Origin of the sequence: Occultella gossypii (assembly GCF_019947135.1) — a bacterium.
Classification (GTDB): domain Bacteria; phylum Actinomycetota; class Actinomycetes; order Actinomycetales; family Beutenbergiaceae; genus Occultella; species Occultella gossypii.
In genome coordinates this window covers 16,043-27,748 of sequence record NZ_JAGSHT010000002.1, presented here as the reverse complement: position 1 = coordinate 27,748, position 11,706 = coordinate 16,043, and the positions used below count along the sequence as shown (strand labels likewise).

Here is an 11,706-nt window from a genome sequence, read left to right as displayed (position 1 = left end):
CTCACCCTACCGTCGAGGGATCACGCGTCAGCGCATCGGTCCACGGCGGCAAGCCAGTCGAGATCCCGCCCGTGCGGGTTCGCCGTACCCAGGACACGGTCGTCGAGGCTGAGTACGAAGCGCCCGCCGGCGTCCGGAACCCCGGCCAGGCCGAGGTCGCGTGTCACCTGGGCACCCTCCAGGCCGAGCCGGCGCACGTCCAGCCCGGCCAGCATCGTTGCGAGCTCGGCCCGTGCGTCGGCGTCCAGGTAGGCGACGGCAGCGCTGTGCAGCACCACGACCGTCGCCGTGGGCGCCTGCTCGCGCAGGTGGTCGACGGCGGCCGGTAGGTCGGCCGGGAAGAGCCCGGTCCGGATCGGGGGCGGGTCGGCGGCGGCCTCCGCCAGGGCGGCGTGCAGCCGTTCGGCCCGCTCGGCGTGCTCGGGCCAGATCAGGCACTCCAGCCAGCGCTGCTGCTCGGGGTCGGCGGCGTCGATCGGGTGCGCGTCGAGGCCGAGGCGAGTGACCACGTCCGGCATCACCGCCGGCAGCGGCACCTGCCCACTGACCCGGGCGCCCACCCGCACCGAGTCGGGTCTGCCGGAGTCCAGACGCACCACGCTCCCGTCGGGGCGGGACCACTCGTAGGACCAACGGTCCGGTAGCAGGCACAACCCGGCGCTCGCCCCGAGCTCGAGCAGGGCCACCGGGCCGGGCACCAGCGCGAGGGCGGGCAGGATCACCGCGCACCGAGCCACCTCGTTCGTCTGGGTGGCGTGGTCGAGCATGAAGCAGCGCAGGTCCTCGGCGCGGTCCGCGACGAGGGCGAGGGCCGCCGTCGGCTCCTCGACGGGAGCACCGAACCAGCGCAACGCGCCGAGCAGGAGGTTCGGCTGGCGCTTGTGGCGCGGCAGTGCGGCGAGCAGGGCGAGCGCCGGGGCCGACTCGGCGATCGCGAGGCAGAGCGCCTCGTAGACCGGCGAGGAACCGCCTGCCTCGAGCCGCGCGAACCGGCGGTACAGGCCGGCGGTGTCCGGCGCCTGGGTCTCCACGACTCCTGGCTACATCCCGACCGCGGACATCAGGGACCCGAGCTCGCGTCCCTCGATGACCCGGGTACGCCCGACCTTCAGGTGGCCGAGGCGGATCGGGCCGATCTGGGTGCGGGAGAGCTTGACCACGGGGTGGCCGACCTCCTCGAACAGGCGACGCACGATGTGGTTGCGGCCCTCGTGCAGCACGACCTCGACGATGGAGGCGCCGGGGGCGGTCTCCAGCACCTTGAAGGAGTCGACCTTCACGGGGCCGTCCTCGAGTTCCACGCCCTCCATGAGCTGGCGGCCCAGGCCCCGCGCGACGCGGCCGTCCACCTCGGCCAGGTAGGTCTTGGGGACCTCGTAGGAGGGGTGGGTAAGCCGGTGCGCGAGCTCACCGTCGTTCGTGAGCAGGATCAGGCCCTCGGTCTCGGCGTCGAGGCGGCCGACGTGGAACATCCGCTCGGTGCGGTCCGCCACGAACTGGGCGAGGTCGGGGCGGCCCTGCTCGTCGCGCATGCTCGAGTAGACGCCGAAGGGCTTGTTCAGGGCGATGGTGACGACGCTGTCGTCGAGCTGCACGCGGTCCCCGTCCACGTGGATGACCGCGGTGGTCGGGTCCACCCGGACACCGAGTTCGCGCACCTGAACGCCGTCGACGGTGACCCGGCCGGCGGTGATGATGTCCTCGCAGGCCCGGCGGGAGCCGAGGCCGGCGCCGGCGAGCACCTTCTGGAGGCGGACGCCGTCGGGGTCGTGGACGTCTCTGGGCGGGTTGTTCGGCCGCTGGGATCGGGGGGTCATCGGGTGGCTCCGTCAATGTCGTCGAACGCGTCGATATCGGGCAGGTAGGGGGCGAGTGGCGGGAGGTCCTCCAGCGAGCGGAGCCCGAGCCGCTCGAGGAAGTAGGAACTGGTCTGGTACAGGATCGCCCCGCTCTCGGAGTCGGTACCTGCCTCCTCGATCAGACCACGGGTGAGCAGGGTCCGCACCACCGAGTCCACGTTCACACCGCGGATGGCCGCGATCCGACCGCGGGCCACCGGCTGACGGTACGCGATCACGGCCAGGGTCTCCAACGAGGCCTGGGTGAGCCGGGCCGTCTGACCGTCCAGCACGAACGCGTCGACGGCCGCGGCGTTCGCGGGTGCGGAGTAGAACCGCCACCCGCCCGCGACCTCCCGCAGCTCGAAGCCGCGTGGCCGGGAGCCACCGGTGTAGTCCGCGACCAGGTCCGCGAGCGCGTCGGCGACCTCGGCCTGTGGGACGTTCAGAACCGTGGCCAGCTGGGTGGCGGCGATCGGGGTCTCGGTGACCATGAGGATCGCCTCGAGCGCCGCGTGCAGCCCGCCCGGGCCGTCCAGGACACTGGCCGCGGACGGCGGAGCCGGCTCCCCGGCCGAGCCCTCGCCGTCGGGCGACTCCTGCTGCGGATCCGAGCGCTCGCCGTCGCCCGCCTCGCCCGGCTCGGCCGACTGGAGACCGGCCACCTGGCCCGAGGCCGGACCGTCCGGGGTCCGGTCCCGGTCGGAAGGTCCGCTCTCGCCGGTGGGCGCTGCGGTGGGTGCGGCGGAGGTCTCGCTCGGCTCCCTGGTGGACTCGGTCATCCTTGCTCCTGCTCTCCGGTCGGGTCGGGCGATCCGGTCGGGTCTGCCTCGTCCTGCGGCACGACGGGCCCGTCCTCGTAGTCGTCCTCGACGCTGATGTCCCCCTCGTCGGCGCCGGTCCAGCGCACGGTCAGCTCCCCCAGCGCGTCGGCCTGGTCGAACGCGACGGCGCTCTCCCGGTACAGCTCCAGCAGTGCCAGGAACCGGGCCACCACCACGTTCGTGCCGTCGGCGTCATCGGTCAGCGCCCGGAAGGACAGCGACCCCGACCTGCGCAACCGGTCGACGATGTGCGCGGCCTGCTCCCGCACGCTCACCACGGGGTTGTGCAGGTGGCTGAGGTCCACCCCCGGTGGCGGGGCCTTGGGGGCCAGCGCCGCCGCGGCCAGGGCCGCCAGTTCGACGGGGCCCACCTGCATCACGAGCTCGGGCAGCAGCGCCGCGAACCGCGCCTCGAGGGCGACGTTGCGCGGGTAGGACCTGCCCATCCGGACCCATTCGGCGTCCAGGTGCCCGGCGACCTCCTTGAACGCCCGGTACTGCAGCAGCCGGGCGAACAGCAGGTCCCGGGCCTCGAGCAGTTCCAGGTCCTCGGCGTCGTCCACCACGCCCCGGGGCAGCAGCCGGGCCGCCTTCAGGTCCAGCAGGGTCGCGGCGATCACGAGGAACTCGCTCGCCTGGGACAGGTCCCACTCGTCCTGCGCGCGGATATGTGCGATGAAGTCGTCGGTGACGACGGCGAGGGCCACCTCGGTCACGTCCATCTTGTGCTTCGCGATCAGCGAGAGCAGCACGTCGAACGGCCCCGAGAAGTTGACCAGGCTCACCTCGAAGGTGGCCCGCCGCACCCCCTCGTCGGTGGGTGCGTCGTCCCCGAGGGTTGCGTCAGGCGACGTCGCCACGGGAGATGAGTTCGCGGGCGAGCTTGCGGTAGTTGTACGCCCCGGCGTGGTTCGGGGCGTAGGTGGTGATCGGCTCGGTCGCCACGGACGCGTCCGGGAACTTCACCGTGCGGGTGATCACCGTGTCGAACACCGTGTCCCCGAACGCCTCCCGAACGCGGGCGAGCACCTCACGCGAGTGCAGCGTGCGGGCGTCGTACATGGTCGCCAGGATGCCGTCGGTGTGCAGGCGCGGATTGAGCCGGTCGCGCACCTTGTCGATCGTCTCGACCAGGAGCGCCACCCCGCGCAGCGCGAAGAACTCGGTCTCCAGCGGGATGATCACGCCGTGCGCGGCCGTCAGCGCGTTCACCGTGAGCAGTCCGAGCGAGGGCTGGCAGTCGATCAGGATGACGTCGTAGTCGTCGGCGATCGGGCGCAGCACCCGGCCGAGGGCTTGCTCCCGGGCCACCTCGTTGACCAGCTGAACCTCGGCCGCGGACAGGTCGATGTTCGCGGGGATCAGGTCCAGGTTCGGCACTCCGGTCTCCCGGATCACCTGGTGTACGTCCGGCTTCGCCGCCATCAGTTCGGTGTAGATGGTGTCGTCGAGCTCGTGGGCGGCCACCCCGAGCCCGGCGGACGCCGCGCCCTGCGGGTCGAAGTCCACGATGAGCACCTTGCGGCCGTACTCCGCCAGCGTGGCACCCAGATTGATCGTGGTGGTGGTCTTGCCCACGCCGCCCTTCTGGTTGCACATCGCGATGATCCGAGCCGGACCGTGGCCGCTCAACGGCTGGGGCACCGGGAAGTCGCGTTCGGTCCTGGTGTCGGAGGCTTCGGTACTCACCCCGCCAAACTACTGTCCTCACCGGACATCACCAACTGCGCGCGCCGCATCAGTTCGGTTCCGGGCCCCCTACGCTGGCCCGATGACCTTCACCACCCGTGAGCTCGGCCCGGACGACGTCGCGGCCAGCCGCCGCCTCGGCGCGGAGGCCTTCGGCATGCCCGCCGGCGGCCCGACCGATCCCCAGCCGGTCTCCTACCCGACCGGAATGCACCTCTGGGGCACGTTCGCCGGCGACCGGCTCGCCGCCCGCGTCATCGGCCGCGAGTACGAGTCCTGGTGGGACGGCGCCTCGATCCCCACCTGCGGCATCGCCGGCGTCACAGTGGCAGCCGAGTACCGCGGCCAGGGACTGCTCGAGGACCTCTTCGAACGCGTGCTGGCTGAGGCCCGCGAGCGCGGCGAGGTCATCTCCACGCTCTTTCCCACCGCACCCGGGATCTACCGCCGGTTCGGCTACGAGCAGATCGGAGCCGCGGACACCGTCGAGGTGCCGACCACGGCGGCCGCTGCCGTGCGGCCCGGCACCGGCGTCACAACGCGCCGCGCCGGCGCAGCGGACATCCCGGCCGCGCGAGCCGTCTACGACGCCTGGGCCGCGCTCCAGCGTGGCCCGCTGAGCCGCCGCGGGGTGTCCTTTCCGGCCACGGACGCCGAGATCGTCGACGCCGTCACCGGGGTGAGCATCGCGCAGGACTCCAGCGGCGCCGTCGTCGGCTACGTCAGCTGGACCCGCGGGCCGAACGAGCGCGACCCGCTCGAGGTCGAGGACCTGTTCGCGCTGACCCCGGACGCCTACCGCGAGCTCTGGCGGGTCCTCGGCTCGTTCTCCTCCATCATCGAGACGATCAAGCTCGAGACCTCCGGCGCTGACCCCGCCCGCCTGGTGCTGCCGTCCGCCGCATGGCGGCAGGTGCGCACCGAGGGGTACATGCTCCGCGTCGACGACGTCGCCGGGGCGTTCGTGGCCCGCCGCTCGCACGGCTCGGCACAGGCGCGGTTCGCGGTCGCCGGGGACCGGCTCGCCTCGATGAACGGCGTCTACGACGTGCGGGTCGACGGCGGAGCGATCGACTGCGCGCGGGTGGCGGCCGGTCCGGGCTCGCCCGGTCAGGTCGCGACCTTCACACCGCAAGGGCTGGCCCTGGCGTGGGCCGGGGTGCAGTCCTGCGCGAACCTGCGCCTGGTCGGGCACCTGAGCGGGCCCACCGAGGCCGATCAGGTCATCGACCACCTGTTCGGCCCCGGCCAGGTGCACATCCGCGACCACTTCTGAGGGTGGCTGCCCGGCACCTGCGGCGAATGTCCCTAGTCCGGCAGGACCGCCAACCACACCGGCTTCGGCACGGACACGCGCCCGTCCGGTCCGACGACGAGATCGTCATCGCGCAGGGCCACGTACGGCTCGCCGCCCTGCAGTGCGACGTGCTGCGGCCAGGCGCCGCCTGTCTCGAGGTCCGACACGAAGGTCAGACCGCCGCCACGATCGACGTCGATGAGACCGAGCGTGCCAGCACCACGGTTGGCGACGAACACCCGGCCCGTCCCGGCAACGACGATCTCGCCGGGATGCGTCAGCGGTCCACCGCCGTCGCGCGCCGAGGCGAATTCTCTCCGGCTGGCCGGCTGTGCCCGCCACTGCGCCGCACCGGCCAGCACGTTGTCGAGCGGTGCCGCGAGCACCTCGTTCGACAGCTCGGCGCTCACCACCAGGGTCGCGTCGTGGATCGCGAGGTGTCGCGGCCCGGCCCCGGGCGGGGTCGCACACGCGCCGACCTGCACGAGCACGCCGGCGTCCCAACGGAACAGTCGTAGCGTGTCGCAGCCGAGGTCGGAGACCACCACCCATTCGCCGGTGACGAGCGCGAAGTGCGGGTGTGGTGCCTCCTGCCGGTCCGGCACCACCGCGGCGCCGGGCTCGTCGAGCACGATCCGCTGCACGATGCGAGGGCCGTCGGCCAACGCGACCACCAGCACCGAACCCTCGAGGTAGTAGTTGACGACCACCAGGTGCTCACCATCAGGCAGGAGCGCCGCGTGGCACGGCTCGCCGCCCTGCGTCGCGATCTCCGCCGCGATCGTGTACCGGGCTCCACTGCGCTCGAGGATGCGTAGGTGCCCGTCCTCCTCGCCGCCGAGGGTGACGAGCCGACCGTCCGGGAGCGGGAGCACGAACGCCGTGTCCGGTGCGTCCACGACCTGCGCCGCCGGGCCGGTGCCGCCGTCCCACCGCCACAGCCCGCCGGTCGGTGTCCTTGATGCGATCAGCATGTTCACTCCGCAGCCATGATGTCTCGAGCCAGCAGGGCGTTCCCGGCCAGCAGTCCGCCATCGACCACCATGGTGGTGCCGGTGATCCAGGACGCCTCCGCCGAACACAGGAACAGTGCTGCGTGGGCGACGTCCTCCGGTTGTCCGAGCCGACCCAGCGGGTACCACTTGGTCGCCGCGTCGAGCACGTGCGGGTCGCGCTCGAGCCGGTCGTCCCAGATCGGCGTCACGATCGTCCCGGGCGCGATGGCGTTCGCGCGGACACCCTGCGGACCATAGGTGACGGCGATCGAACGGGTGAGCGCCATCAGGCCGGCCTTCGCCGCCGAGTAGCTCTCGTTCCCGAAATGGGTGAGGCCGTTGACACTCACGACGTTCAGCACGTTTCCGCGGGCGCGCACCAGGTCCGGCAGAGCCTCCTGGACCAGGCGGTAGGGCCCGCTCAGGTCGACCGCCAGGTCCCGCTCCCACTCGTCGTCTGGGATCGTGTCGAACGGAGTGTCCGAACAGGTCGCGGCATTGTTGACCACGACGTCCAGGCGGCCCCACCGCTCGCGCACGAGGCTCAGCGCAGCACGGATCTCACCGCGGCTGCTGACGTCCGCACCGATCGCGAGCGCATCGGGTAGCCGCTGCGCCGTTGCCGTCGCGGAAGCCTCGTCGATGTCGAGCACCGCGACCCGTGCGCCCTCGGCGGCGAACCGTTCGGCGAGGTGGGCGCCGATGCCCGAGCCGGCGCCGGTGATGAGTACCACCTGGTCGGTGTAGCGCTCTCTGGTCATCGGGACACCCTCTCCTGCTCGGACTCCATGTTCGGGTCGTGCCTACCATCGACGATCCGTCGAAGTCGGTGCATCAGCCGTACCGTCTCCTCGATCGTGATCGGGTCGAGCCCCTCCGGGCCGGGACCGAGCCGGCGGGCCGAGTCGAGAACGCCCTGCTCGACCAACAGGTGCTTCTCGACGGCGACGTAGCTGTCGAGGGTCGATACGTGCGACAGCAGTGCCGCAACACCCGCCCCGACCTCGTCGGCGCGGCCGAGGTCCCCCGCCTGCAGCGCTCGCCAGATCGCCACGATCGCCCACGCGATGTCCGGTCCCGGCATCGTGCCGACCGCCCCCCGGCGAGCGCTCTCGACCAGAGCGAGGCCGCCAGTGCCCTCGAACACCCGCGCGCGACCACCACTCGCGTCGATGAGCTCGGTCAGGCGCGGCCCGAGCGGGGTCGCCTCCGGCTTGAACTGGGTCTTCTCGGGTCCGTAGCGGTCCAGCAGGCTGAGCATCAGGTCCAGCGGCAGCGGCGTTCCGAGGTACCCGGAGGCATCCTGGACCACCACCGCCAGGTCCTCGCTCGCCTCGGCGATCGCCACGAAGTGCGACTCCAGAGACCTGGTTGCGGCGAGGCTCGTGACCGGCGCGTTGGCCATCACGGCGCTCGCACCGATGGCGCTGGCATGTGCGGCCAGCCGCGTGGCCCCACGGGTCGACTCGGCGCTCACGGCGATCACCGTGGCGCCCCGGTCCCCGACCTGGGACACGACGAGTTCGGCGAACCGCTCGCGCTCGGCGAGGTCCAGCCGGAGGATCTCCGAGACCATGCCGATGACGACGCCGTCGCAACCGAGCTCGAGCAGCCAGTCGATCTGTCGCGCCAGGGCGTTCTTGTCGATCTGCCAGTGCTCGTCGAATGGCAGGCTGAGGACCGGCAGCACTCCACCCAGTGGCAGGCGTTGCCGATGCGCAGAGGCTGTCACTTCGCGGAGCCTTCCCAGATCTCACGTGCCTGGGCGAGCTCGGCGATCGCCGTCAGGTGGACATCGAGGTGTGCGGGCAGCAATGGCAGCCAGGTCGAGTGCAGGAAGCCGAGCACCCGGTCGTGGTTGAGCCGCTCCTTGGCGAACCGCACCGTGGCGAGCAGGTTCTCGCTCTCGAAGAAGGTACTCGCGGTCGGGATCTGGTCGAAGCCCTGGTCATCGAGGTCGAGGTAGGTCAGATAGGCGGAGTTGTCGGCGTGGTCGACGATCTTGGGCCGCCCGGTCTCGTCGCCCGTGAAGACGTTGTTGTAGTACCAGTTCGACTGCACGACGTCGGCGCCCATGCGGTCGAAGTACTCGCCCGCCTTGCGCCACGCGGCGTCGGCCCACATCCACGGCCGTGCGCCCGTGGCACGCACCTTGTCCGCGATCAGCTCGAGGTCGTGCCACCAGAGTTCGCCCTGGCGGATGACGACGAGGTCGAGCAGCTCCTGGTGCTCGTAGGTCTCCTCGTCCATGCCGATGTGGAAGAACTCGGGCTTGCCGAAGATGTCGGCGACCTCTTCGATGAGGTCGCCCACCACCTCGTAGTACGTGCGGCTGGAGACCATCCGCGAGTACTCGCCCATCCAGATGTCGTGGCCGGCCCCGAAGTTCAGCTTAGGCTGCGGCTCGATGCCGAGCTCGCGCAACCGGGCCAGCTCCTCGCGCAACCGGCTGACGGGCCACGCCCCGGGCGTGGCGATCTCCGGGTGCGACTCGTAGGCGACGCCGTCGGCCGGAGCGATCGTCAGCGAGTTCAGGCCCGCGGCCGCGGTGGCGTCGACGACGGCGTTCCAGACGCCGTCGTCGATCCGGGTGTGCGGCTTCCATCGGAAGTAGTCGGCCGGAGCGTTCCGGGCCGCGAGCGCGTCCTCGTGGACATCCTCGCGATCGAGGTTGAGGTTGTAGCCGAGGTGGATGAGGTTCGACCAGAGCATGCAGCGGCCCTTCAGGACGGGAGACGAGCGGCGCTGCCGCCGATCGCCACCGAGTGGCTGTTACGGATGTGTTTCAGTGGTTGACACACCCTTCCATATGCCGACAGACTCTGGCAACCGGTGGTCGGCGCAACGAAGGCGCGCGGCCCTCACCCTCCGAGGAGTGCCCATGACATCCCCCCGTCCGAAGCTGGCCGGCGCTGCTGCCGCAGCCGCCGTGGCAGCGCTCATCCTGGCCGGCTGCTCGTCCTCGTCCGGCGACGACGACACCCTCTCGGTCTGGCTCCCTCCGTTCGCCGCCGAGGACGCCGAGGTCGGCGACCTCGAGCTGTGGAACGGGATCATCGCGCCGTTCGAGGAGGAGCACGACGTCGACGTCGAGGTCACCATCGTGCCCTGGGAGAGCTTCGAGGAGCGCTTCCTCACCGGGTTCTCCAGCGGCGATGGCCCGGACATCGGCTACATGTACGCCGAGATGATCGGCGACTACATCTCGCGCGGCCAGCTCGCCACGTTCACGGTCTCCGACGAGCAGCGCGAGACCTTCAACTTCACCGACCTCGGCGTCTACGACGGCGGGCAGTACGGCCTCCCGATGGTCGTCGGCGGTGCCCGGGTCCTGTTCTACAACAAGGCGATCCTGGACGACGTCGGCGTCGAGCCGCCGCAGACGTGGGACGACCTGGTCAGCGCATCGACGGCGGTGCAGGCCGCCGGGTACGACCCGCTGCTGATGGCATGGGGTGAACCCGGTGTGGGTGTGCTCGCCCAGAACTACGTCAACTTCCTGTGGCAGGCGGGTGGTGAGCTGATCAACGAGGACGGAACCGAGGCCGCCTTCAACTCACCCGAAGGGCTGGAGGCCGCAGAGTTCCTCTACGACCTGCGCTTCACGCACGGAATCCTTCCCGAGAGCACCACCGCGCTGAACGGCGCCGACCTCAACGCGCAGTTCGCTGCGGGCAACGCCGCCTTCGCGTTCGGGTCCGACCCCGAGGCCAGCACCTACCAGGATGCCGGCATCGACCTGGGGGCGGTGGTCCTGGAGCAGGCCGGGAGGCAGACCTTCGTCGCGACCGACGTGCTCGTGCTCGCCGAGTCCTCCCCCCACAAGGACCTGGCGGAGGACCTCGCCTGGTTCCTGCTGTCCGGTCCCTCGATGGACCAGTTCGCTGCGGTCGCCCCGTACGCACCGATCTCCTCCGAGCAGACCACGCAGGCGGACCCGCTGTTCGCCGACCTGTACTCCGGCGAGTCCGATGTGCTGCGCGAGTACCCGGTGGTGCCGAACTCGGCGAACCTCTACACGAGCCTGTACGAGAACCTGCAGCAGATGCTGCTGGGCAGCAAGACGCCCGAGCAGGCGCTCGCGGACGCCGAGCTCGCCGCGAACGAGTCGCTGTCGCGCAACGCCCAGTGAGCTCGGAAGCCGCCGTGGCCGCACCGGTGCGGACCGCGCGACCCACTGGGGGCCGGCCCGCGCCGGCCCCCGGGGGCCGTCGGTGGGGTGGTCTGGCGTACGTGCTGCCCTCGCTGCTGGTCCTGCTGGTCACGGCGCTCGTGCCGGTGTTCATGACGGTCGGCTACAGCTTCACCGACTACTCGATCCTCGAGGACGGCGAGTTCGTCGGGTTCGACAACTACACCCGGATGTTCTCCGATCCGGTGTTCACCAGCGCACTGCGGGTCACGATCATCTTCACGCTGATCTCGGTCCCGCTGCAGACGATCGGCGCGCTCGTCCTGGCCGAGACGCTCGCGAAGCGGTTCCGGAACCGGTTCGGCCAGTTCACGCGCTCGGTCCTGTTCATCCCGTCGATCGCCTCCATGGTCGTGGCGGGCACCGTGTGGCGAATGCTGCTCGGCGACCAGGGACTGCTCAACGAGATCCTGCGCGGACTCGGGCTCGAGGCGTCGAACCTCCTCGGCCGGCCGACATCGGCGTTGATCGCGGTCTCGCTCATCGCGGTGTGGGCGAACGTCGGGTACTTCGTCGTCATCTACTACGCGGGCATCCTCGAGGTCCCGGCCTCGCTGTACGAGGCGTCCGCTCTCGACGGCGCGGGCGGCTTCCGACAGTTCCGGCACATCACCTGGCCGGGCGTCAGTGCCTCGACGGTCGTGGTGGTGGTGCTCGGGACGATCTGGTCGTTCCAGACCTTCGACCTCATCTACGTGATGACCGGCGGCGGTCCCGGTGGCGCCACGTCCACCCTGGTGTTCGCCATCTACCGGTTCGGATTCCAGAACTTCCAGATGGGCTATGCAAGCGCGGTGGCCGTCGTCCTGCTCATCGGCGTGCTGGCGATCAGCATCGTCCAGAACCGGCTGCTGACGAGGAAGGACTGACC

At 70.8% G+C, this 11,706-nt stretch carries 12 protein-coding genes; 3 read left to right on the top strand and 9 right to left on the bottom strand.

All coding sequences use genetic code 11. From position 1 onward, the window contains the following. Positions 1–20: 20 nt before the first annotated feature. From KCQ71_RS01210 to KCQ71_RS01190, 5 genes are read right to left on the bottom strand one after another with little or no spacing between them, the layout of a single operon-like run. A complete protein-coding gene (locus KCQ71_RS01210) occupies positions 21–1,031 on the bottom strand; it encodes a DUF2332 domain-containing protein (RefSeq protein ID WP_223401978.1) in 1,011 nt (336 codons plus the stop codon). A 9-nt stretch (positions 1,032–1,040) separates the two neighbouring features. After that, positions 1,041–1,817, bottom strand: a complete 777-nt coding sequence (locus KCQ71_RS01205; RefSeq protein WP_223401976.1) for a pseudouridine synthase — start codon at positions 1,815–1,817, stop codon at positions 1,041–1,043. Beyond that, positions 1,814–2,620, bottom strand: a complete 807-nt coding sequence (scpB, locus tag KCQ71_RS01200) for an SMC-Scp complex subunit ScpB (protein ID WP_308116590.1) — start codon at positions 2,618–2,620, stop codon at positions 1,814–1,816. The genes KCQ71_RS01205 and scpB overlap by 4 nt, the downstream gene beginning before the upstream one ends. After that, positions 2,617–3,522 (bottom strand): segregation and condensation protein A, encoded by a 906-nt coding sequence (locus tag KCQ71_RS01195; protein ID WP_372453902.1) that lies wholly within the window; start codon positions 3,520–3,522, stop codon positions 2,617–2,619. Before KCQ71_RS01195 ends, scpB begins: the two co-directional genes overlap by 4 nt. Further along, positions 3,506–4,351 (bottom strand): ParA family protein, encoded by an 846-nt coding sequence (locus KCQ71_RS01190; protein ID WP_223401973.1) that lies wholly within the window; start codon positions 4,349–4,351, stop codon positions 3,506–3,508. Before KCQ71_RS01190 ends, KCQ71_RS01195 begins: the two co-directional genes overlap by 17 nt. Before the next feature lie 82 nt (positions 4,352–4,433). Here KCQ71_RS01190 and KCQ71_RS01185 point away from each other — a divergent pair, with 82 nt between their 5' ends. Continuing rightward, positions 4,434–5,627, top strand: a complete 1,194-nt coding sequence (locus KCQ71_RS01185; RefSeq protein ID WP_223401971.1) for a GNAT family N-acetyltransferase — start codon at positions 4,434–4,436, stop codon at positions 5,625–5,627. 32 nt (positions 5,628–5,659) lie between these two features. Here KCQ71_RS01185 and KCQ71_RS01180 read toward each other — a convergent pair whose 3' ends face one another. Genes KCQ71_RS01180 through KCQ71_RS01165 form a run of 4 tightly spaced genes read right to left on the bottom strand, consistent with a single transcriptional unit; the run spans position 5,660 to position 9,355 of the window. Then, complete coding sequence (locus KCQ71_RS01180) at positions 5,660–6,622, bottom strand: lactonase family protein (RefSeq protein WP_223401969.1); 963 nt, start codon at positions 6,620–6,622, stop codon at positions 5,660–5,662. A gap of 2 nt (positions 6,623–6,624) precedes the next feature. Then, positions 6,625–7,404, bottom strand: coding sequence for an SDR family NAD(P)-dependent oxidoreductase (locus KCQ71_RS01175; RefSeq protein WP_223401967.1), 780 nt, complete (start codon positions 7,402–7,404; stop codon positions 6,625–6,627). Next, complete coding sequence (locus KCQ71_RS01170) at positions 7,401–8,375, bottom strand: dihydrodipicolinate synthase family protein (RefSeq protein WP_223401965.1); 975 nt, start codon at positions 8,373–8,375, stop codon at positions 7,401–7,403. Before KCQ71_RS01170 ends, KCQ71_RS01175 begins: the two co-directional genes overlap by 4 nt. Beyond that, positions 8,372–9,355 carry a glycoside hydrolase family 20 protein gene (locus tag KCQ71_RS01165; protein ID WP_223401963.1) on the bottom strand — a complete coding sequence of 328 codons (984 nt, stop codon included), beginning with the start codon at positions 9,353–9,355 and terminating at the stop codon, positions 8,372–8,374. The genes KCQ71_RS01170 and KCQ71_RS01165 overlap by 4 nt, the downstream gene beginning before the upstream one ends. Positions 9,356–9,524: 169 nt before the next feature. On the opposite strand from KCQ71_RS01165, the gene KCQ71_RS01160 reads away from it, so the two are divergent. Both KCQ71_RS01160 and KCQ71_RS01155 read left to right on the top strand, forming a co-directional pair. Continuing rightward, positions 9,525–10,775, top strand: a complete 1,251-nt coding sequence (locus KCQ71_RS01160; protein WP_223401961.1) for an ABC transporter substrate-binding protein — start codon at positions 9,525–9,527, stop codon at positions 10,773–10,775. A gap of 101 nt (positions 10,776–10,876) precedes the next feature. Continuing rightward, on the top strand, positions 10,877–11,704 hold the full coding sequence (locus KCQ71_RS01155; RefSeq protein ID WP_223401959.1) for a carbohydrate ABC transporter permease: 828 nt from the start codon (positions 10,877–10,879) through the stop codon (positions 11,702–11,704). Positions 11,705–11,706: the final 2 nt, after the last annotated feature.